This window comes from Variovorax sp. V15 (genome assembly GCF_041154425.1).
GTDB lineage: Bacteria > Pseudomonadota > Gammaproteobacteria > Burkholderiales > Burkholderiaceae_C > Variovorax > Variovorax guangxiensis.
Genome location: NZ_AP028659.1, coordinates 4,590,509 through 4,610,011, shown reverse-complemented (window position 1 = coordinate 4,610,011; position 19,503 = coordinate 4,590,509). Strand labels below are relative to the sequence as shown.

20 protein-coding genes are annotated in these 19,503 nt (G+C 68.4%); 4 read left to right on the top strand and 16 right to left on the bottom strand.

Annotated elements, in window-relative coordinates; genetic code table 11:
• The 15 genes from ACAM57_RS21900 to ACAM57_RS21830 all read right to left on the bottom strand — a co-directional run bounded on the left by ACAM57_RS21900 (position 1) and on the right by ACAM57_RS21830 (position 15,543).
• On the bottom strand, positions 1-225 hold the full coding sequence (locus ACAM57_RS21900; RefSeq protein WP_126024610.1) for a hypothetical protein: 225 nt from the start codon (positions 223-225) through the stop codon (positions 1-3).
• Positions 226-264: 39 nt separating this feature from the next.
• Complete coding sequence (locus ACAM57_RS21895) at positions 265-654, bottom strand: DUF4280 domain-containing protein (RefSeq protein WP_126024611.1); 390 nt, start codon at positions 652-654, stop codon at positions 265-267.
• A 3-nt stretch (positions 655-657) separates the two neighbouring features.
• Positions 658-1,398, bottom strand: coding sequence for a toxin-antitoxin system YwqK family antitoxin (locus ACAM57_RS21890; protein WP_369658902.1), 741 nt, complete (start codon positions 1,396-1,398; stop codon positions 658-660).
• An 8-nt stretch (positions 1,399-1,406) separates the two neighbouring features.
• Complete coding sequence (locus ACAM57_RS21885; RefSeq protein ID WP_369658901.1) at positions 1,407-3,353, bottom strand: type VI secretion system Vgr family protein; 1,947 nt, start codon at positions 3,351-3,353, stop codon at positions 1,407-1,409.
• 22 nt (positions 3,354-3,375) lie between these two features.
• Positions 3,376-6,129, bottom strand: a complete 2,754-nt coding sequence (gene tssH, locus ACAM57_RS21880) for a type VI secretion system ATPase TssH (RefSeq protein WP_369658900.1) — start codon at positions 6,127-6,129, stop codon at positions 3,376-3,378.
• 13 nt (positions 6,130-6,142) lie between these two features.
• A complete protein-coding gene (tssG, locus tag ACAM57_RS21875) occupies positions 6,143-7,183 on the bottom strand; it encodes a type VI secretion system baseplate subunit TssG (RefSeq protein WP_369658899.1) in 1,041 nt (346 codons plus the stop codon).
• Positions 7,147-8,940, bottom strand: coding sequence for a type VI secretion system baseplate subunit TssF (gene tssF / locus ACAM57_RS21870; protein WP_369662463.1), 1,794 nt, complete (start codon positions 8,938-8,940; stop codon positions 7,147-7,149). The genes tssG and tssF overlap by 37 nt, the downstream gene beginning before the upstream one ends.
• 10 nt (positions 8,941-8,950) lie before the next feature.
• On the bottom strand, positions 8,951-9,412 hold the full coding sequence (tssE, locus tag ACAM57_RS21865; RefSeq protein ID WP_369658898.1) for a type VI secretion system baseplate subunit TssE: 462 nt from the start codon (positions 9,410-9,412) through the stop codon (positions 8,951-8,953).
• A gap of 32 nt (positions 9,413-9,444) precedes the next feature.
• Positions 9,445-9,927, bottom strand: a complete 483-nt coding sequence (locus tag ACAM57_RS21860) for a type VI secretion system tube protein Hcp (RefSeq protein ID WP_126024616.1) — start codon at positions 9,925-9,927, stop codon at positions 9,445-9,447.
• Positions 9,928-9,986: 59 nt separating this feature from the next.
• Positions 9,987-11,489 (bottom strand): type VI secretion system contractile sheath large subunit, encoded by a 1,503-nt coding sequence (tssC, locus tag ACAM57_RS21855; RefSeq protein ID WP_126024617.1) that lies wholly within the window; start codon positions 11,487-11,489, stop codon positions 9,987-9,989.
• Positions 11,490-11,550: 61 nt separating this feature from the next.
• The gene (gene tssB, locus ACAM57_RS21850) at positions 11,551-12,132 is read right to left on the bottom strand and encodes a type VI secretion system contractile sheath small subunit (protein ID WP_369658897.1); all 582 of its coding nucleotides are present in this window, start codon (positions 12,130-12,132) and stop codon (positions 11,551-11,553) included.
• A 460-nt stretch (positions 12,133-12,592) separates the two neighbouring features.
• Complete coding sequence (locus tag ACAM57_RS21845; RefSeq protein ID WP_126024619.1) at positions 12,593-12,832, bottom strand: hypothetical protein; 240 nt, start codon at positions 12,830-12,832, stop codon at positions 12,593-12,595.
• 194 nt (positions 12,833-13,026) lie between these two features.
• On the bottom strand, positions 13,027-14,169 hold the full coding sequence (locus ACAM57_RS21840) for an App1 family protein (RefSeq protein WP_369658896.1): 1,143 nt from the start codon (positions 14,167-14,169) through the stop codon (positions 13,027-13,029).
• Positions 14,170-14,179: 10 nt separating this feature from the next.
• On the bottom strand, positions 14,180-14,704 hold the full coding sequence (locus tag ACAM57_RS21835; RefSeq protein WP_369658895.1) for a dihydrofolate reductase: 525 nt from the start codon (positions 14,702-14,704) through the stop codon (positions 14,180-14,182).
• Entirely contained in the window at positions 14,701-15,543 is an 843-nt protein-coding gene (locus tag ACAM57_RS21830; protein ID WP_369658894.1) for a thymidylate synthase, read from the bottom strand. The genes ACAM57_RS21835 and ACAM57_RS21830 overlap by 4 nt, the downstream gene beginning before the upstream one ends.
• Positions 15,544-15,613: 70 nt before the next feature.
• On the opposite strand from ACAM57_RS21830, the gene nthA reads away from it, so the two are divergent.
• The 4 genes from nthA (at position 15,614) to ACAM57_RS21810 (ending at position 18,724) form a co-directional block, all read left to right on the top strand.
• On the top strand, positions 15,614-16,303 hold the full coding sequence (gene nthA, locus ACAM57_RS21825) for a nitrile hydratase subunit alpha (RefSeq protein ID WP_369658893.1): 690 nt from the start codon (positions 15,614-15,616) through the stop codon (positions 16,301-16,303).
• Entirely contained in the window at positions 16,300-16,965 is a 666-nt protein-coding gene (gene nthB / locus ACAM57_RS21820) for a nitrile hydratase subunit beta (RefSeq protein WP_369658892.1), read from the top strand. Before nthA ends, nthB begins: the two co-directional genes overlap by 4 nt.
• Complete coding sequence (locus tag ACAM57_RS21815; protein ID WP_369658891.1) at positions 16,962-17,330, top strand: nitrile hydratase accessory protein; 369 nt, start codon at positions 16,962-16,964, stop codon at positions 17,328-17,330. The genes nthB and ACAM57_RS21815 overlap by 4 nt, the downstream gene beginning before the upstream one ends.
• Positions 17,331-17,500: 170 nt before the next feature.
• Positions 17,501-18,724, top strand: coding sequence for a glutamate carboxypeptidase (locus tag ACAM57_RS21810; RefSeq protein ID WP_369662462.1), 1,224 nt, complete (start codon positions 17,501-17,503; stop codon positions 18,722-18,724).
• A 32-nt stretch (positions 18,725-18,756) separates the two neighbouring features.
• Here ACAM57_RS21810 and ACAM57_RS21805 read toward each other — a convergent pair whose 3' ends face one another.
• Positions 18,757-19,461, bottom strand: coding sequence for a glutathione S-transferase N-terminal domain-containing protein (locus ACAM57_RS21805; RefSeq protein WP_369658890.1), 705 nt, complete (start codon positions 19,459-19,461; stop codon positions 18,757-18,759).
• Between the last annotated feature and the right edge of the window lie 42 nt (positions 19,462-19,503).

Sequence of the window (19,503 nt, the reverse complement as noted above, 5' to 3'; positions counted from 1 at the left end):
TCATTGGGTGGAGGCCGCGGGAGCAGGTGCCTGTGCGGGTGCCGGCGCGGCGGAAGGGGGTTGCTGCTGCGCCGGTGCAACCGCGGCGGGCACCGGCAGCGGCGCGGGCGCCAGCAGCTTGCCGATCTCGATGCCCATCAGGAACAGCAGGACGCACAGCAGCACCAGGCAGGCCGCCGTGATGGCGACCATGCGTGAACTCATCGTGAAAACGTATTGGGACATGGGGTGGTCGGGCGTGCCGTTTGTTGGTCGTCGTTCGTGTCAGGGAACCATGGAGGTGAATTGCCCCGGCGCTGCCACCTGGATCACGCCGCCCCAGTTGCAGGCGAGCTTGGAGCTGTCCTGCAGCGCGGGCATGTTGCCGACCAGCACCGTGGGCGAGCCCGGCGCCCATGGGGCGGCCGTCACGGGGATGCAGGGCATTGGCGTGAAGGCGCCGAGCGCGGCGGCGGTGGCCGCGGCCACCATCGGGTTCGACATGCTGTTGCAGGTGCCGAAGGGAAGGATGTTGACGATCGGCTTGTTGTCCATGATGTTGGCCGCCGGCACGCCGCCGGTGACCACGCAGCTCGCGGGCAGCACCACGAGGCTGGAAGGCGCGGCGCCGAAGCTGCACTGCAGCGTGGCTCCCATGCAGACGTGCATGCCCATGGCTCAGCTCCCCCTCACGAGTTTTTCCAGGCTCTTCATGAAGCCCGGCGACGCGGCGGTTTCCACGATCTCGCGGCCGGCCTGGTCGAAGCGGCGCGCATTGCCGTACGGCTTGCCCTGGCGGTAGGCGATCTCTTCCATCAGCTGACCGTTGGGCCAGAAGCGGCGCAGCGGGCCGTGCAGCACGTTGGCCACGTAGGTGGACGACTGCGCCACGCCGCCGCCCGGCGCGTAGTCGACCACCTCGCCATCGAGCAGCCCGGCGCGGTAGCGTTCGCGCCGCAGCATGCGGCCTTCGTGGAAGTAGCTGGCCTCGCCTTCGAGGCGGCCGGCCGCGTAGGGCAGGCGCGCGGTGACATCGCCTGATTCGGCATACGCCACCGCCTCGCCGTGCAGAACGCCGCGCACGTGCTGCTGCGTCTGCATCAGCTTGCCCGTGGGGTAGTAGGTGCGCGTGATGCCCTCGGCCACGCCGCCAAGGCGCTGCGTTTCCTGCAGCAGCTGGCCGCGCTCGTCGAAGAGCCGCATGGCGCCGTGCGGCAGGCCGGCCTGGTAGGAGGCGTCGAACGCGGGCTTGCCCGGGGCCGAGAAGACCTGCATCGGCCCGTGCGGCAGATCGCCCACGAAGGAGGCGCGCACCACCGTCTGGCCGGCATCGTCGAGCGTCTCGCGCACCACGGCGGCGGGAAGCGCGGCCGGCAGCGCGGCGATGTCGTTGGCGGGGAGGGAGGAAGGAAGTGCCATGGCGCCGCTCAATTGATCTTCACCAGCCCGCCCTTGAGCGTGACCATGCCGCCGCCTTCGACGGCGTTCATGCCCGAAGCCTTGCTGCTGATGGAAGGCGCCTCGTTCGAGAGCGTGGCGCCGCCCTTGGCCGACAGCGCCACGCCGGCTTCGGCCGCGAAGTTCATGCCGGCGTTGGCGCCCAGGTTGGTGCCGGCCTTCAGGTCCAGCGTCTGCGCCGACTTGATGAGCAGCGTGCCCGTCACGTCGATCACTAGGTTGCCCGTGACCTTGAGCTCGTAGTTGCCCGTCACCGTCTGCGTGAAATTGGCCTTGTTGTCGTGTGTCTCGTTGCCGGTGACGTCGAGCGCGCGCGTGCCCTTCACCGAGTGTGTCTCGTTGCCGGTGTCGACCTTGACGGTGCGATTGCCCTTGGTGACGGTGTGCAGCTCGTTGCCGGCCATCACCGTGGTGGTGAGGTCGTTCTCGATTTCCACGCGCATGTCCTTCTGCGCGTGCATGTAGAGCTCCTCGGAGCCCTTCTTGTCCTCGAAGCGCATCTCGTTGCCGGCTTCGCCGGCCTTGGTCGAGCGCGAGCGGATGGTGCTTTGCGACGAGCTGCCCGGCAGGGCGACCGGCGTGGCGTGCGTGCCGTTGTAGACGCTGCCCGAGACCAGCGGCCGGTCGGGGTCGCCGTCGACATAGCTCACGACCACTTCCTGCCCGATGCGAGGCAGGAAGAGCGCGCCCCAGCCTTCGCCGGCCCACATCTGCGAGACGCGGATCCAGCAGGAGCTCTTCTCGTCCTTCTTGCCAAGGCGGTCCCACGGAAACTGCACCTTGATGCGGCCGTGCTGGTCGGTCCATATCTCCTCGCCCGCGGGGCCCACCACCCGCGCCGTGTGGCTGCCCGCCACCACCGGCCGAGGCGTGATGCGAGGCGGGCGGAAGGGCATGGCCGGGGGCAGGGTCTCGAAGCTGTTGCCGTAGTGCTCCAGGTCGGCGTGGTGCCGCACGCTGTGCACCATGTGCTGCGCGTTGAGGTCCGCGCGCGGATGCTCCTCCAGCGTGAAGGTGGTGCCCGGCGTGAGGTAGTGGCAGTGGCTGTCGCCGCGGCCCGACTGGCTGCGGCTGCGGTATTCGTCCAGGCGGATGCGTGCGCGCGGCTCGCCCGCCGAGATCGCCACGCGCGAGGGGTATTCGTAGTCGGTGCCGCGCCCGGTCTCGGCCTCCTGCTTCTTCAGCAGGCTGGTGTCGGGCGTGAGGAAGTCGTAGTCGTCGACCTCCTGGCCCTTGGTCACCAGCCGGGCGTCGGATTCGAAGCGCGTGACGGCGTGGGCATGCGCGAAGCCTTCCTCGGCGCTGCGCACGACCAGCTTCTCCGCATTCGGGCAGGTGGTGCATGCGGAATTGCTGTCGGCCAGCACCAGCGTGTGCGCGCCGTCCGCGAAGGTGAAGAAGTAGAAGATGCCTTCCTCTTCCATCAGCCGCGAGACGAAGTCGAAGGCCGTCTCGTCGTAGCGCACGCAGTACTCGCGCGATGCGTAGGTGCCGGTCAGCGATAGCCTGAAGTCCACGCCGAAGTCGCCGAGCACCTTCTGCACGATGTCGGGCGTGCTCAGGTTCTGGTAGATCACGCGGTCGCGGCCCAGCGTGAGCAGCCACATGCGCGGCACCAGTTCGAGCGTGTAGGTCGCGAAGTCGCGGTTGCTGCCCAGGTAGGTGAAGCGCGAGACGATGCCGTTGAAGAAGCGGCTTTCCTTCTCGGGTCGCTGCAGCACCACCGTGGCCGAGGTGCCTATCAGGTCGGCGGCCTGCAGCGTGCTGTTTGGCGAGCGCATGGTGAGCGAGCACGCGAACAGCTGCGACAGGCCCTCGGTGGCCTGGAAGGCGTCGAGCAGCAGCTCGTCCGGTCCGAGCGCGGTCTTCACCGTCAGGAAAGCGGCGTGCTGGGTGAAGCCTTCGCGCATGTTCATCGCTTGTTCGTCCCGAGCCGGCTCAGCTCAGCGTCGACGGCTCGAAGCCGAAGGCGAAGGCACCGGCCGCGCCCACGCTCATGTGCACGCCGGTGAAGGCCGCGGCCATCGAGATGCGCTCCAGCACCTGGCGCGACAGCTCGGGCAGCACCGCGTGCGCGAGGATGTGGTCGATGTTGCGCGCGCCGCTGTCCACCTCGGTGCAGCGCGCGGTGATGGCGTCTTCCACCTGCTCGTCCCAGGTGAAGCCGGCGTGGTGGTTCAGCGAGAAGCGCCGTGCCAGCTTGCCCAGCTTGAGGGCGACGATGGCGCGGATCTGCCCGTCGCCCAGGTGGTGGTACGGCACCAGCGCCAGCCGGCCCAGGAAGGCGGGGCTGAACTGCTTGAGCAGCTCGGGGCGCAGGCGCTCCACCAGCTCCTCGGGGTCGGGCCTGCGCCCGCCCTGCGAAGCCTGCGTGATCACGTCCTGCGCGGCGTTGGAGGTCAGCAGGATCAGCGTGTTCTTGAAGTCGATCGGCACGCCTTCGCCGTCTTCCATCGTGCCCTTGTCGAACACCTGGAAGAAAAGCTCCAGCACGTCGGGGTGCGCCTTCTCCATCTCGTCGAGCAGCACCACGCTGTAGGGCCTGCGGCGCACCGCCTCGGTGAGCACGCCGCCGCGCCCGTAGCCCACGTAGCCGGGCGGCGCGCCCTTGAGGCTGGAGACGGTGTGCGCTTCCTGGAACTCCGACATGTTCACCGTGATGACGTTGCGCTCCCCGCCGTACAGCAGGTCGGCCAGCGCGAAGGCCGTCTCGGTCTTGCCCACGCCGCTCGGGCCCACCAGCATGAACACGCCCACCGGCTTGCCGGGGTCGTCCAGGTCGGCGTGGAAGGTGCGGATGCGCCGCGAGATGGCGTCGAGCGCGTCGTCCTGGCCGACCACGCGCTCGGCCAGCTTTTCCTTCAGGTTGAGCACCGTGTGCAGCTCGTCGGTCATCATCTTGCCGACCGGGATGCCGGTCCAGCCCGAGATGACCTCCGCCACCATCGTGCCGTCCACGCAGACGGGCACCATGGGTTCGTCGTTCTGCAGCGCCTCCAGGCCCTTCTCCAGGCGGCGCAGCGCGGCGGTGAGCAGGGCGGGGTCGTTCTCCTCGTCGGCCGGCGGTGCGTCGCTGCGCAGGCTCTCGGCGATCTTGCGGCGCAGCGCGACGATCTCCATCACCGCGTGCTTCTCCTCGTCGACCTTGTCCGAGAGGCGCTTGTGTTTCTGGCGCAGCGCGTCGAGCCGCGCCGAGAGGGTGGCGATGGCTTCCTGGCGGTCGCTGCCCGTGGCAGCTTCATGGCGCAGCACGCGCAGCTCGCTCTCGCCGGTGGCGATGTCGCGCGCGGCCGATTCGAGCTCGGCCGGCAGCCCGTTCTGGCCGATGGCCACGCGCGCGCAGGCGGTGTCGAGCACGCTGATGGCCTTGTCGGGCAGCTGGCGGCCGGTGATGTAGCGGTGCGAGAGCTTGACGGCTTCGCGCACCGCGTCGTCGACGATCTCCACGCCGTGGTGCTTCTCCAGCGTCTCGACCATGCCGCGCAGCATGTCGATGGCGACTTCCTCGCTGGGCTCTTCCATCTTCACGACCTGGAAGCGCCGCGCCAGCGCCGGGTCGCGCTCCACGTATTTCTTGTACTCGGCCCAGGTGGTGGCGGCGATGGTGCGCAGCTCGCCGCGTGCCAGCGCCGGCTTGAGCAGGTTGGCCGCGTCGCCCTGGCCCTCGGCGCCGCCCGCGCCGATGAGCTGGTGCGCCTCGTCGATGAAGAGGATCACCGGCGTCGGCGATGCCTTGACCTCGGCGATGACCGACTTGAGCCGGTTCTCGAACTCGCCCTTCACGCCGGCGCCGGCCTGCAGCAGCGCGAGGTCGAGCGAGCGCACCGACACCTGGCGCAGCGCGGGCGGCACGTCGCCCTGCACCACGCGCTGAGCGAAGCCCTCGACCACGGCCGTCTTGCCCACGCCGGCCTCGCCGGTGAGGATGGGGTTGTTCTGGCGGCGGCGCAGCAGCACGTCGATGATCTGGCGGATCTCGCCGTCGCGGCCGCGGATCGGGTCGATGGCGCCGTCGCGCGCGAGCTGCGTCATGTCGACCGTGTACTGGTCGAGGGAGGGCGTGGCCGAGCTGCCGCGGCGCGCGGTGGGCATCTGCATCGCGCCGGCTTCGCTCGCCGGCTGTGGCGCGGCGGGCTGGTTCGCGGCGGGCTGGTTCGCGGCGGGTGCGGAGGGTGCCGATGCGATCGGCGCGGCGGCCAGCGCGGCACCCGCCGCATCTTCGGGCGAAGACTGCAGCAGGCCCGCGAGCTCGTCGCGCAGCGAGCCGCGCGGAATCTGCAGCAGCGCGGGCGCGGCATCGACCAGCCGGCCGCGCAGGCGGTCGACCTCGAGCAGCGCCAGCATCAGCGTGCCCGAGCGCACGTGCTGCTGGCCCAGCAGCATCGAGCTCATGAGCCAGGCTTCCTGGAAGAGCGGCGCGAAGTCGGGCGCGAGGCTGGGCGTGCGGCCGTTGCCGCGCTTGAAGGTGTCGAGCGACTTCTGCAGCTGCGCCTGCACCGTGTCGGGCCGGATGCCGAAGCGGCCGAACACCAGCCGCAGGTCGGGCGCCTCGTTGTCCACCAGCTTCATCAGCAGGTGCTCGATGTCGACGTTGTAGTGCGTCTGCTGCACGCACAGCTCGGCGGCCTGTTCCATGGCGCGCTTGCATTCCGGGTTGAGCCGGCCGAGCAGGGTGCGGATGTCGATGTCCATAGGAGTGTTCGGATCAGGCGTGGGGCGCGTCGCCGCCGTCGCTGGTCAGGGTGTGTTGAACGGGCGGCAGCGCGCCGCGGAAGGCCGGTCCGGCGACCCACGAGGTCCAGCCCAGGCGCATCGGGTTGGCTGCGCCGAGCACGCTGCTGCGCGATTCGGCGGGCGCCAGCCGCAGCTCCATCTCGACCTTCAGGTCCTGCGGGATGAAGCGGCGCACCAGCCACTTGGCGAGTGCGTGGTCGGCGCCCTTGGGCAGCAGCTCGCGCAGCCGCTGCTGGCTCAGGTTGCCGAAGACGAGGCGGATGCCCGCGCCCTGGTCCCACACGCGCTTGCCGAGCACCGCGCCGCCGCCCAGCGGCGTGCGCATGTCCAGCCGCGCCGAGGCATCGGGCTCCAGGCCCAGCCAGCGGCCGCGGAACTGGGTGCCGTCCACCTGCACGCCCAGGCGGTCGCGCAGCAGCGCGAGCAGGGCGGTCATGCCGCGCGGCGCACCACCGAGCAGGCCGGCATGGCGCAGCCACAGGGCGGATCCGTCGGGCGCGCGCACGCCGGCGCGCAGGCCCAGCGCACTGGCGGCGTCGAGCGTGGAAGCTAGCGTGGAGCGCGCGGGCGACTGCGGGTTGAGCGCCACGTGGTGCTTGCGCCGGCTCCGGTAGAGGAAGGCCAGGAAGCGATGGTTGAAGATGTCGAGGAAATCGCCCGTGGCGTGGTCGCGCTGCTGGCGGCGCTCCAGCAGCATCTCGGTGAAGGGCATCGGCAGCGGGCCGCCGCTGCCGGCCAGCGAGAGCGCGGGCGTGGTGAGCGAGTAGGGCTCGCCGGTGACGGCCTCGGTGCCGACCTCTCGCACGTCGCTGGCCTCGAAGGCGAGCGAGACGAAGGCGTGCAGCCGCACGGCCTCGCGTTCGCGCGGGCCCTGCGAGCGGCCCACGGGCACAGCCTCGGGCGCGGCGCGCTCCAGCAGGCTGATGGCCTGGAACAGGTTGAAGTCCTGCGGGCGGGCGGCGAGTTCTTCGACGATCACAGCACCACCTGCCGGCCCGTCATCGGGGGCCATTGCTTGCGGATCTCCTCGCCGCTGCGCACCGCGAGGCGCACGAAGGAGTTGACCGAGGTGTACATCGCGAAGAAGCGCGCGAGCACCGCCGACATCATGAGCGGCGAGCCGCCGACGAAGGCGTCGTCCTCGAATTCGAGCGTGACCTGCGTGCCCCGGCAGTACCCGCGCCAGGCCTCGGTGCCCACGTGCGCCGTGACGCCGCGCGCCGAGAGCCCCGCGATGCCGCGGATCTGCGCATGGTCGCGGCGGCTGTCGGAGGCGAACAGCAGCAGCATCTCGCGCAGCTGCTCGCGGCCGGTGGAGCCGTCGACCAGCGACTGGTGGTTGAGCGTGAGCAGCGACACCAGCCGCCAGAGCGTTTCGCTGCCCAGCGGCGGATCGCGCTGGGCGGTGGGCTCGTAGAGGCAGCGCACGTGCGTGGGCTGCGGCGGGCCCTCGGCCAGCAGGCGCGCGCCCACGGGCACCTGCTCGGCCAGGCGCCGGTTGGTGCACAGCAGGTGCGCGTAGACCACGGGCTGCGCGGGGCGCGTGTGGGCCTTGCCCTGGTCGACGAAGGACAGGAAGACGTCGGTGCCCGGAATGTTCTGGCGCAGGCAGGGCTCCCGCCGCGCGGACCAGAAGACCGTGCCGTCCTTCGCGCCCGGCGCGCCGTCCACGTGGCCCAGCGCGGCGAAGCCGGGTACGTTCACCGGCTTGTCGGCGTCCGGGTCGGAGGCAACCACTGAGACGATGGAATGCACCTCGGTGGTCGCGTCGCGCTGGCGGTCGGGCACCAGCATGTATTCGTAGTGGCGCTGGTCCATCGCCAGCGGCTCGCTCACGCGCGGGAACAGGTTGACGATGGGCGTGCAGCCGAGCTGGAAGTTGTCGGCGTCGATGTAGCGCAGCGCGCGCGTGGAGCGGTCGAGCTGGAAGGCGATCTCGCAGCGGCGCCCGCCGCCCAGGCGCGATCGCAGGTGATGAAGGTCGAAGAAATGGAACTTGCGCGGGAACGCGAAGTACTCCTGCAAGAGGCCATAGGCAGGCTGCGCGTTGGCGGGCTGCGGCAGAACTTCTTCTCCCTCGGCGAAGCCGACCTCGCGCCAGGCGTCGGCCGGCAGCATCTGCGCCATGCCGCCTTCGGGAACGACGGCCACCGACTTCACCCCGGACACCAGCGCGTCGTACAGCGGCATGGTGGTCATCCAGTCGCCCTGCAGGTGGATGCGCAGGCTGTCGATCTCCAGCTCGGAGAAGTCGGTCTGCTCCTCGCATTCGAGCGCGAGCCGCAGCACGGCGTCGGTGTCGATGGCGGCACGTGTGATTCGCAGCGGCCACAGCAGGGTGTCCCAGGCGGTGCGGAAGCGGCAGTCCTGGGAGGAAGCCCCCGGAGCCCCCGGCGCGTGCGGCGATGTGCGCGCGTGCAGCATCGTGTGGCGAGGCACGCGAAAGCCCGCCGTGACCTTGCCCTGCGCCGGATCGAGGCCGAACTGCGCCACCGACATCGACGGCAGCGGTTGCACGAGCGAAGGGCAGAGGTTGTCGAGCAGGGCGTAGGCGACGTCGGGAAATTCCTGGTCGAGGTCGCGGTGAACGCGCGCCGACAGGAAGGCCACCGACTCGATCAGCCGTTCGGTGTGCGGGTCGAGCGATTCGCCGCCGTGCAGCGAGAGGCGCGATGCGACCTTGGGGTAGCGCTGGGCGAAGTCCGCCCCCTGTCCTCGCAGGTAGGACAGCTCACGCTTGTAGTACTGCAGCAGGTCGCTGTGCTGGATGTCGGACACGTCAGGCGACTTTCATCAGGCTGTCCGGCGTGCCCAGGAGCATCTCGAAGTCCACGCGGCGCAGCGCGAGCCCGGCGCGCGCCTGCGCGCCGATGCGCACCAGCGCCACCTCATGCCGGTTGGGCGCGGGGCTGACCTGCACGCTCACTTCCGACAGGCGCGGCTCGTAGCGCGAAACCGCCGTGCGCAGAAGCGCGGCCAACCTCTGCAGGTCGGCCGCGTTCTGCGAGCTGAACACGGAAAAGTCGGGAATGCCGTACTCCAGGACGGTGCCGCTGCCTTGCGCGTAGTCCTCCGCCGAAAGCGGCGAGCGCGTGTTGAAGAGCCGGCGCAGCTCACGGCCGATGGAGTCCTGCACGGACTCCATCGTCTCGAGATGCGCGGCCCCCCGCACGTGCTCGGACTGCGCGGACGCCAACCGGTCGAACAGGGGGGCGACGCCCCCTTTGACGAGTTCGGACACGGTGGTTGGCGCCCGGGGTCAGCGGCGCCTCATCAGGCCACCGCGACGTTCTTCGAGATGTCCCAGCCGAACGGTGCGACGCCTTCCTGGCCGCCTTCTTCCTTCTGCTTCGTGTAGTCGACCTTGATGGCCGCGTAGTTCAGGGAGATGCTTTCGGAAGGCAGGTCGCCGCCGCTGGAGACCGAGAAGCCGCTGAGGATCACGTCGGTCAGCGTCACCACCATCAGGGGCAGCAGGCCGCTCTTGTCCTCGCGCGGGAAGGTGATGACGGTGTCGCCCGCGAACACCTCGCCGCCGGCGAGCTTCTGCAGCAGCTGGGGCGTGGCCGAGTCGCTGATGCGCGTCACGGTGATCTCGGAGAAGCTGGGCTTGCCCGCGGTGCGTTCCTGGTTGGAGGTGCCCGAGGTCACGGCCAGGCCGGCGCCGAACTGGAAGCTCTGCACTTCCATTTCGTCCTTGTGGCCTTCGATCTGGGTCTGGCCGGTGACGCCCGGCATCTTGAGGTAGATAGGCATTTTCGAGAATTCTTTCTTTCAGTCGGTATGTCGACGTTGATTGAGACGGTGCGGTGCGATCAGGCGGCGGCTGCCGGCAGGTCGGCCACCAGGCGGATCGAGGCCGAGAGTTCCTCGAGCTGGAAGTGCGGCTTCAGGAAGGCGATGGCGCGGTACGAGCCCGGCTTGCCCGGCACCTCGGTCACGTCCACGCGGGCCTGGCTCAGCGGGTACTTGGCCTTCATGGCCTGCGGCGCCGAGGGGCTCACCAGCACGTAGTTCGCGACCCAGTTGTTCAGGTGCTTCTGCATGTCGGCCTGCGTCTGGAAGCTGCCGATCTTGTCGCGCACGATCACCTTCAGGTAGTGGGCGAAGCGCGATGCGGCCAGGATGTAGGGCAGGCGTGCCGACACTGCCGCGTTGGCATTGGCCGCGTCCTTGTCGTACACCTTGGGCCTGTTGACGGTCTGGCCGCCGAAGAAGGCGGCGGTGTTCGAGCCCTTGGAGTTGACGATGGCGATGAAGCCCAGGTCGCTCAGTTCCTTCTCGCGGCGGTCGGTGATGGTCACTTCCGTCGGCGGCTTCAGGGCGATGTCGCCTTCGTCCGTCTTGTAGGCGTGGGCCACCATGCCGTCGACCTTGCCGCCGCCTTCCACGCCGCGGATGGCCGTGGTCCAGCCGTACAGCGAGTGCGCCTGCGTGATGCGAAGGCCGAGCTGGTAGGCCGCGTTGGCCCACAGGTACTTGCCGTGGTCGGTGCCGTCCACGTCTTCCTCGTAGTTGAAGTTCTCCACGGGGATGGTCTTGGCGCCGTAGGGCAGGCGGGCCGCGTAGCTGGGCAGCACCAGCGACACATAGCGCGAATCTTCCGAATCGCGGAAGCCGCGCCACGAGGCGAGCTCGGCGCTCTCGAAGGTCTTGGAGAGGTCGCGCGGAACGCCCAGTTCGGTGAAAGACTTGAAGTCGAACAGGGCCGGGGCGGCGGCGGCGATGAAGGGCGCGTGCGCGGCGGCGGCCACGCGGGAGATGCGCTCCAGCAGTGCGATGTCCTGCGGATGGCGGCCGAAGTAGTAGTCGCCGATCAGCAGCGAGTAGGGGTGGCCGCCGTAGGTGCCGTATTCCTCTTCGTAGATCTTCTTGAAGAGCACGCTGGTGTCGTGGTCGACGGCGCCTTCCAGGTCCTTCAGCAGGTCCTTCTTGCTCACGTTGAGCAGGCGCAGCTTGAGGTTGCTGCCGGTCTCGGTGCCGAACACCATGTCGTGCAGGCCGCGCCAGGAGGCTTCGAGGGCCTGGAACTCGGGGGCGTGCAGGATCGCGTTGAGCTGGTCGGTCAGCAGGCGGTCGATCTCGGCGACGCGCTCGTTGATCAGCGTGACCACGCCCTTGTCGGGGCTGGTCTTCATGCCTTCGTCGAGGATCTGCGAAGCCAGCTGGCCGATCAGCTTCTTCGCGTAGGCGCCCTGCGAGGGCTCGGTCGTCATGTTGCCTTCGTAGACGATCTTGTCGAGCAGGCTCATGTCACTGGTCGTGACGGTGGTTGCTGCTGCGCTGCCGGCTTCGGCGGCTTTGGATTTGTTGGCCATCTCTATCACCATTCATGAAGTGCCGGGCTGCGCCGCGAGGGGCAGCGGCCGGCGTGGTTGATCACGCTGCCGGTGCTTCGGCTTCGGGGGAGGTCTGGGCAGCGGCTTCCGCGGAAGCCGAAGCCGAGGCTTGTGCCGGTGCCACGTCGGCTTCCGCCTTGGCCTGGCTCTGGACCGTCTTGAGGTCTTCGCTGTTCTGAACCACGCGCTCGAGCAGGCCGTCGAGTTCGTCGTTGCCGTCGAGCTTGGCCAGCAGGTCGCGCAGCTGCTGGCGCGCCTCGAGCAGCTTGGCCAGGCGTGGCACCTGGCTCACGATGGCTTCGGGATGGAAGTCGCCGAACTCCTTGAAGTTCAATTCGATCTTCAGGTTGCCTTCGCCCTTCATGGTGTCGGGCACCGAGAGGTCCAGGCGCGGGGAGATGTTGCCCATCACGCCGTCGAAGTTATCGCGGTCGATCTCGACGAAGCGGCGCTCCTTGAGCTTGGGCAGCGGCTGCGCGGGCTGGCCCGACAGGTCGGCCAGCAGGCCCACCACGAGCGGCAGCTCCTTCTTCTCGACTGCGTCACCGATCTCGACGTCATAGGTGATCTGGACGCGCGGAGGACGATTGCGTCCCACCCATTTTTGCAAGCTGTTCGACATTGTTCGCTCTCAGAAAAGGTTGAATTGACAAGAACACACGTTGGTGTCTTCGACGCTGCTGCGCCTTGTGGAAGCGCCCGCGCGGCCCGTTGCCGTTGCAGTCCCGGCATGCATTGAGACGAACGAAAGATACAAATCGAGATATCTGCTCACAATCCCCAGAATTGGGTAGGTACCCCATGAAGCGGGTAGAACCGCGCGAGAAAGCAAGCCATCGATCCGTAGAAAATCGTGTAATTGAGTGTTTTGTCACGCAATTGACGCGCAAAAGGCCAGCGTGGTAACGCAGATGCGCCCGAGCAAGCGCCTCCGGTCACGCGGATGAGCAAGAAAGGCGAAGCGGAGGATGGCCGCGAACCGGCCGGGTTACGCGGAAAAGAGGGCTATTTGTAACAGCCGATGGAGGGTGCCGACCCGCGGCCGCGGGGCTCGCGCGCAGGGAAGACGCAGCCGCGTCTTCCTACAGTTCGATGAATGCCGAGGTGGCCTTGTTGAGTGCCAGCATGCCCTTGGCCGTGATCGATTCGACCTGGGCGAGCTGGCGGATCGCGCGCTCGTCGGGCGCACGCTCCGAAGGCGGGATGAATGCTGTCACCAACTCTGCCGCACGCAGCACGCGCAGCCTGTCGATGTCGGCCGGCGTGTGGATGACATATGGCAATTTCTGCTCGGCGATGACCCGAAGAAATTCCATGGACATGAGCCGTCTCCTTTTGGTTGAGGGCGTTTCGGACATTGTGCGCACAAACAATTAGCGTTGTCTAAACCCTGTGCCGTGCGTGCCTTTCCTCGCGTGTACCGAAGTGTTCCTTTCGCGAAGAGAAGGGGACGAAGGTGCCAGTTTGTTTCCGGCGACCTGCCGCAGGCCTGACCGGTGCGCAGGCTGGCCGATGCCTAGTTGATGGCCTGCACGGGCCACTCGGCGGTGTCCGGCATCACGATGTGCCAGCGCACCGGATCGATGCCTTCGAAGGTCGCGCGATAGCGCTCGGAAGTGCGGCCTTCGCCCGTCACGTCGCGGATCACGATGCTGTCGATGCGCCGAGGATGCGAGCGAAACGTTTGCGCGTAGATCTCGGGATCGGCTTCGCCCGAATCGCCCACCAGCACGAAGCGTCGCTGCGGAAATTCCGCGAGCAGCCGGCCGATCACGCCGAGCTTGTGCGCGCGCGAATCGTCGTCGCCCGGAATGAGCGTGCGCCACGTCGTGCTCTCGCGCAGGTGCATGCTGCCCTGCGGGAAGTCCGCATTGCGGATGAAGTCCGACAGCGCCGGATACAGCTGTATGGGACTCGCCGAGAGATAGTGGAAGCGCGTGCCCGGCACCTTCGCCAGTGCGCGATACCAGCCCGCCATGCGAGGCGCCGCCTCGAAGCGGCGGGCGAAGGTGTTGAGCAGCATCTCGCGCCGCTCGCGCACCTGCGTGCGCTTGATGGTGTCGTCGATGTCCGAGATGACCGACACACCCTGCTCGGGCACCACGAGCGCGTGCCCCCTGAAGCGGTGCAGCAACTCGCCCGGACCGGTCACGCCGTGGAACTGCACCCACTCCTGCGGCGAGGGCGAAGTCGGCAGCAGCGGTGCGCGCGGCGTGTCGATCACGACGCGTAGGTTGCAGCGGCCATCCTTGCCCGATGGCGGCATCGTCACGCGCGTGCGCCCGCCTTCGAAATCGACGTCGATCACCTTGCCTTCCTCCGACTCCGCGTGGAAGAGCGCGGTGCGCTGGTTGAAGCGCAGGCGCGCCGCGGGCGAGAGCTTCTTCAGGCTGAGGCCCAGGTAGCGCGCGAAGGCCGCGTTGAGGCCCCAGCGGTTCTCGCGCTCGAAGATCCATGCGTGGATGTCGACCTCGATGCGGCCATCGATGGTGGGGCGCGCCGTGCCGGTCATGAAGAGCGCTTCCTCGTCGGGCTCCAGTGGCTCGGCCGCCTGCACAGCTCGCATCGGCGCGAGGCCCGCGAGAAGGACCGCGCCGGCGATCACCGAGCGGCGTCGCAAGCCGGGCGGAAGTGGCCGGTGCGCAACGCCTTCGCTCATGCCTGTTCGTCTATTTGTTCGCCGCGGCAGCGATGCGCTCGTAGGTCACGAAGCTGAAGCCCAGGCCGTCCTTGGCCGAGACATGCGATTCGCGCTGCGTCTCGCGCCAGGAGGCGGCATCGAGCTCGGGGGCGTATGCGTCGCCTTCGTACTCGCGGGCAACCTCCGTCACCACAGCGCGCTGCGCGAGCGGCGCGGCCTCTGCGTAGATCTGCGCGCCGCCGATGACCCAGACGGTATCGACCTCGGGCTGTTCGCAAAGAGCGAGCGCCTCCTGCAGGCTGCCCGCGCGCTGCGCACCCTCGGCCTGCCAGTCGGCCCGCCGCGTGACAACGATGTTGCGCCGGCCCGGCAGCGGTCGGAAGCGCGGCGGCAGCGAGTCCCAGGTCTTGCGGCCCATGATCACCGGCGCGCCTGCGGTCTGCTGCTTGAAGTGCGCCATGTCCTCCGGGATGTGCCAGGGAATGGTGTTGTTCAAGCCGATCACGCCGTTGGCGGCGCGGGCGAAGATGATGTTGATGCGGGGCTTGCTCATACCGCCACAGGTGCCTTGATCGCCTCGTGATGCCGGTAGTCGAGCACTTCGAAGTCCTCGTACTGGTAGTCGAAGATCGACGCCGGCTTGCGCTTGATGTTCAGCGTGGGGTAGGGGTAGGGCGTGCGGCTGAGCTGCAACGCCACCTGTTCGGCGTGGTTGCTGTAGATGTGGCAGTCGCCGCCGGTCCAGATGAAGTCGCCCACGTCGAGGTCGCACTGCTGCGCGATCATGTGCGTGAGCAGCGCATAGCTCGCGATGTTGAAGGGCACGCCCAGGAAGATGTCGGCGCTGCGCTGGTAGAGCTGGCAGCTGAGCTTTCCGCGTTCGCCCTCGGCCTGCGGCGGCGCCACGTAGAACTGGAAGAAGGCATGGCAGGGCATGAGCGCCATCTTCGAGAGCTCTGCCACGTTCCATGCGCTCACGATGATGCGGCGCGAGTCGGGGTTGGTCTTCAGCGTCTTGACGACTTCGGAAATCTGGTCGATGTGGCCGCCATCGGGGGTGGGCCAGCTGCGCCACTGCACGCCGTAAACGGGGCCGAGGTCGCCGTCCTCGCGCGCCCACTCGTCCCAGATGGTGACGCCGCGCTCCTTGAGCCAGTTGTTGTTGCTGGAACCGGTGAGGAACCACAGCAGCTCCTGGATGATGGACTTCAGGTGCACCTTCTTGGTGGTCACCAGCGGGAAGCCCTCGTTCAGGTCGAAGCGCATCTGGTGGCCGAACACGCTCTTGGTGCCCGTGCCCGTGCGGTCGCTCTTGAAGACGCCATGGGTGTCGACGTGGCGCATGAAATCTTCGTACTGGGAGCGGACGGGGCGGGCGGGCGTGGAGGTCATGGACGAAAGGCTTCCGGGGGATCTGGCGGGAGGCTTCGAATTTTAAGTGCCCGGGCGTAGCATCGCCCGGATGAGCTCCGACCACCCCCACGACGACAGCGGTCACGACCACGGCCACCACCACGGCCACCACCACGGCCATGGCCACGATCACGAACACAGCGAACTCGGCGAGATGGACCTGCGCGTGCGCGCGCTCGAAAGCGTGCTCGCGCAGAAGGGCTACATCGACCCGGCCGCGCTCGACGTGCTGATCGACACCTACCAGACCCGCATCGGCCCGCGCAACGGCGCGAGGGTCGTGGCGCGGGCCTGGGTCGATCCGGCCTTCCGGCAGTGGCTGCTGTCCGATGCCACAGCGGCGATTGCCTCGCTGGGCTACACCGGCCGGCAGGGCGAGCACATGGTGGCGGTGGAGAACACCGACGACACGCACCACATGGTGGTTTGCACGCTGTGCAGCTGCTACCCCTGGCCCGTGCTGGGCCTGCCGCCCACCTGGTACAAGAGCGCGCCGTACCGTTCCCGCGCGGTGAAGGACCCGCGCGGCGTGCTCGCCGACTTCGGCGTGACCCTGCCCGAGACCACGCGCATCCGCGTGTGGGATTCGACCGCCGAGGTGCGCTACCTCGTCATCCCCCAGCGGCCCGCCGGCACCGAGGGCCTGAGCGAAGAGCAACTCGCCGATCTGGTCTCGCGCGATTCGATGATCGGCACGCGGCTGGCCGGTGCGCCGGCTGAAGCAGGGAGTGCCGCATGAGCTACGCGACGAAGGCCGACCTCGGCGGCCAGCCGGGCTTCGGCAAGGTGGTGCCCGAGGCTGAAGGCGAACTCTTCCACGCCGCCTGGGAGCCGCGCGCGCTGGCGCTGGTGCTGGCCATGGGCGCGACAGGCTCCTGGAACATCGACGCAAGCCGCTCCGTGCGCGAGACGCTGCCCGACTACGGCGAGTTGAGCTACTACCGGATCTGGCTTGGCGCGCTGGAGCAGCTGATGCTGCAGCGCGGCCAGATCTTTCCCGACGAGATTGCGAGCGGCGAGATGAGCCATCCGGCCGCGCCCGTGGCCCGCGTGCTGCGCGCGGCCGACGTGCCGGCGGTGCTGGCCAAGGGCTCGCCCGCGCAGCGGCCGGCACCTGCGCCGGCACGCTTCGCCGCGGGCCAGGAGGTGCGCATGCGTCTCGGCAAGGTCGAGCATCACACGCGGCTGCCGGCCTATGTGCAGGGCAGGCGCGGCACCATCGTCCAGGTACACGGCGCGCACGTGTTCGCCGACACCAACGCGCAAGGGCTCGGCGAGCAGCCGCAGTGGCTCTACACGGTGGAGTTCGACGAGGCCGAACTGTGGGGCGAAGATGCGCCGCGCCAGAACCTCTCGGTGTCGGTCGATGCGTGGGAAAGCTATCTGGAGGCCGTTGCATGAGCGGCGAACGCATGCCCCTCGCGCCCGGCATGCCGCGCGATGCGCACGGGCCCGTGTTCAGCGCGCCCTGGGAGGCCCAGGCCTTCGCGATGACGCTGGCGCTGCACGAGCGCGGCCTCTTCACATGGCCCGAATGGGCCGAGGCGCTAGCCGCGCAGATCTCCGAAGCCCAGGCCGCGGGCGACCCCGACAACGGCCAGACCTACTACCTGCACTGGCTCGCCGCGCTAGAGAAGCTCGTGGCCAGCAAGGGCGCCAGCTCGGGCGACGAACTGGCCCGCTACCGGCATGCCTGGGAGCACGCGGCGGGCCGCACGCCGCATGGTCAGCCGATCGAACTGCGCGGGGAAGACTTTCCCGGCTGAACTGTCTGTAGAGTGCGGGCGGCAAGGCGGGTGCGAGCCCGCCTTGCCTTTCCCGAACTTCCTTCAACAGAACGGACAACATGACGACTCACCCGCGCCATCCCGCATCGGCTTCTTCCGCTTCTTCAGCTTCTTCGGCCATGAAGTTCCCGGCACCCGCGCGCCGCCGCATGCTCGCCATCGTCCAGGGCACCGCGCTCGCATGCGCGCTCTTCGCCGGCAGCGCCATGGCGCAGAAGGCCCACCAGGGCGTGCTCGACGCGGCCACCCAGAGCAAGGATGGCGCGCTCAAGATGCTGGAGACCATGGTCAACATCGATTCGGGTTCGGCCGACACGGCGGGCCTGGCCAAGGTGCGCGAGCTGGCGGTGGAAGAGCTGCGCAAGCTCGGCGCGCGCATCGAGACCTTTCCGGCCGATCCGCATCCCGGCACCAACGTGGTGGCCACGCTGACGGGGCAGGGCAAGAAGAAGATCCTGATCCTGGCGCACCTGGACACCGTCTTCAAGGAAGGCACGGCCGCGGCCAAGCCCTTCTACATCAAGGACGGCCGCGCCTACGGCCCCGGCGTGATGGACGACAAGGGCGGCGTGGTGGCCGGCCTGTACGCGCTGAAGATCCTGCAGCAGATCGGCTTCAAGGACTATGGGCAGATCACCTTCCTGCTCGACACCAACGAGGAGACCGGCTCCGTGGGCACCAGCGCGCTCATCGAGCGCGTGGCGAAGCAGCACGACGTGGCGCTGAACCTGGAGCCGGGCCGCCCGGCCGACGGCCTCGTGGTCGAGCGCAAGGGCTCGGCCACCGCGCTCGTCGAGGTGAAGGGGCTGGCGGCCCACGCGGGCGTGGCGCCCGAGGCCGGCCGCAACGCGGCGATGGAAGTGGCGCACCAGGTGCTGCAGCTGTCGAAGACGGCCGACGCGGCGAAGAAGACCACGGTCAACTTCACGGTGCTCACCGCCAACGGCCCGACCAACGTGATTCCCGCGACCGCGAGCGCCAAGGGCGACGTGCGCGCCGCCACGCCGGAGGAGCTCGACCGCGTCGAGAAGGATCTGGTGCGCATCTCGCAGAACAAGCTGATTCCCGAGACCGAGGTGCGCGTGCGCCTGATCCGCGGCCTGCCGCCGATGCCGCGCTCGCCCGCTTCCGACAAGCTGGTGAACATGGCCGAAGGCATCTACGCCGAGATCGGCAAGAAGCTCACCATCGAGAGCAGCGGAGGCGCGGCCGATGCGAGCCTGGTGGCGGGCGTCGGAGTGCCGGTGCTCGACGGCTTCGGCATCGTGGGCGGCGGCATCCACACGCCGGAGGAGTACGCGGAAGTCGAGAGCGTGGTGCCGCGGCTTTATCTGCTCTCGCGCATGCTGATGGACCTGTCCACCGGCAACTGAGTGCAATCGAAAGGGGCGCGCGGGCTTCCAGCTCAGCCGCGCTTCGGAATGCCCAGCCCCGCCACCACGGCGGGGCGCGCCACGAAGGCTTCGAGCGCGCGCGCGACGTTCGGGAAGTCCTTGAAGCCGACGAGGTCGCCCGCTTCGTAGAAGCCGATCAGGTTGCGGATCCACGGGAAGGTGGCGATGTCGGCGATGGTGTAGTCGCTGCCCATGATCCATGCGCGGCCGGCCAGGCGCTTGTCGAGCACGCCCAGCAGGCGCTTCGACTCGTTCACGTAGCGGTCGCGCGGACGCTTGTCTTCATAGTCCTTGCCGGCGAACTTGTTGAAGAAGCCGAGCTGGCCGAACATCGGGCCGATGCCGCCCATCTGGAACATCACCCACTGCAGGGTCTCGTAGCGGCCGGCGGCGTCCTGCGGAATGAACTTGCCGGTCTTCTCGGCCACGTACATCAGGATCGCGCCCGATTCGAACAGCGCCAGCGGCTTGCCGCCGGGACCATCGGGGTCGAGGATGGCCGGGATCTTGTTGTTCGGGTTGAGCGACAGGAACTCCGGCGACATCTGGTCGCCGGTCTCGAAGCTCACCAGATGCGGCTCGTAGGGCAGGCCGGTTTCCTCCAGCATGATCGACACCTTCACGCCGTTGGGCGTGGGCAGCGAGTACAGCTGCAGCCGCTCGGGGTGCTGCGCGGGCCACTTCTTCGTGATGGGGAAGCTCGAGAGATCGGTCATGAAAGGGTCCTTGGGGGAGAAGACTGCAAGCGCGGGATTCTG

What these genes read in the sequence shown, in the direction of transcription:
- ACAM57_RS21890 (WP_369658902.1), bottom strand. Translation starts at nt 1,398, where the DNA reads ATGGCACTTCCTTCCTCCCTCCCCGCCAACGACATCGCCGCGCTGCCG.
- nthA (WP_369658893.1), top strand. Translation starts at nt 15,614, where the DNA reads ATGAGCTCCGACCACCCCCACGACGACAGCGGTCACGACCACGGCCAC.
- ACAM57_RS21810 (WP_369662462.1), top strand. Translation starts at nt 17,501, where the DNA reads ATGCTCGCCATCGTCCAGGGCACCGCGCTCGCATGCGCGCTCTTCGCC.
- ACAM57_RS21885 (WP_369658901.1), bottom strand. Translation starts at nt 3,353, where the DNA reads ATGAACATGCGCGAAGGCTTCACCCAGCACGCCGCTTTCCTGACGGTG.
- ACAM57_RS21805 (WP_369658890.1), bottom strand. Translation starts at nt 19,461, where the DNA reads ATGACCGATCTCTCGAGCTTCCCCATCACGAAGAAGTGGCCCGCGCAG.
- ACAM57_RS21835 (WP_369658895.1), bottom strand. Translation starts at nt 14,704, where the DNA reads ATGAGCAAGCCCCGCATCAACATCATCTTCGCCCGCGCCGCCAACGGC.
- tssG (WP_369658899.1), bottom strand. Translation starts at nt 7,183, where the DNA reads ATGGCCCCCGATGACGGGCCGGCAGGTGGTGCTGTGATCGTCGAAGAA.
- tssH (WP_369658900.1), bottom strand. Translation starts at nt 6,129, where the DNA reads ATGGACATCGACATCCGCACCCTGCTCGGCCGGCTCAACCCGGAATGC.
- ACAM57_RS21840 (WP_369658896.1), bottom strand. Translation starts at nt 14,169, where the DNA reads ATGAGCGAAGGCGTTGCGCACCGGCCACTTCCGCCCGGCTTGCGACGC.
- tssC (WP_126024617.1), bottom strand. Translation starts at nt 11,489, where the DNA reads ATGGCCAACAAATCCAAAGCCGCCGAAGCCGGCAGCGCAGCAGCAACC.
- ACAM57_RS21815 (WP_369658891.1), top strand. Translation starts at nt 16,962, where the DNA reads ATGAGCGGCGAACGCATGCCCCTCGCGCCCGGCATGCCGCGCGATGCG.
- ACAM57_RS21895 (WP_126024611.1), bottom strand. Translation starts at nt 654, where the DNA reads ATGGGCATGCACGTCTGCATGGGAGCCACGCTGCAGTGCAGCTTCGGC.
- ACAM57_RS21900 (WP_126024610.1), bottom strand. Translation starts at nt 225, where the DNA reads ATGTCCCAATACGTTTTCACGATGAGTTCACGCATGGTCGCCATCACG.
- tssB (WP_369658897.1), bottom strand. Translation starts at nt 12,132, where the DNA reads ATGTCGAACAGCTTGCAAAAATGGGTGGGACGCAATCGTCCTCCGCGC.
- ACAM57_RS21845 (WP_126024619.1), bottom strand. Translation starts at nt 12,832, where the DNA reads ATGTCCATGGAATTTCTTCGGGTCATCGCCGAGCAGAAATTGCCATAT.
- ACAM57_RS21830 (WP_369658894.1), bottom strand. Translation starts at nt 15,543, where the DNA reads ATGACCTCCACGCCCGCCCGCCCCGTCCGCTCCCAGTACGAAGATTTC.
- nthB (WP_369658892.1), top strand. Translation starts at nt 16,300, where the DNA reads ATGAGCTACGCGACGAAGGCCGACCTCGGCGGCCAGCCGGGCTTCGGC.
- ACAM57_RS21860 (WP_126024616.1), bottom strand. Translation starts at nt 9,927, where the DNA reads ATGCCTATCTACCTCAAGATGCCGGGCGTCACCGGCCAGACCCAGATC.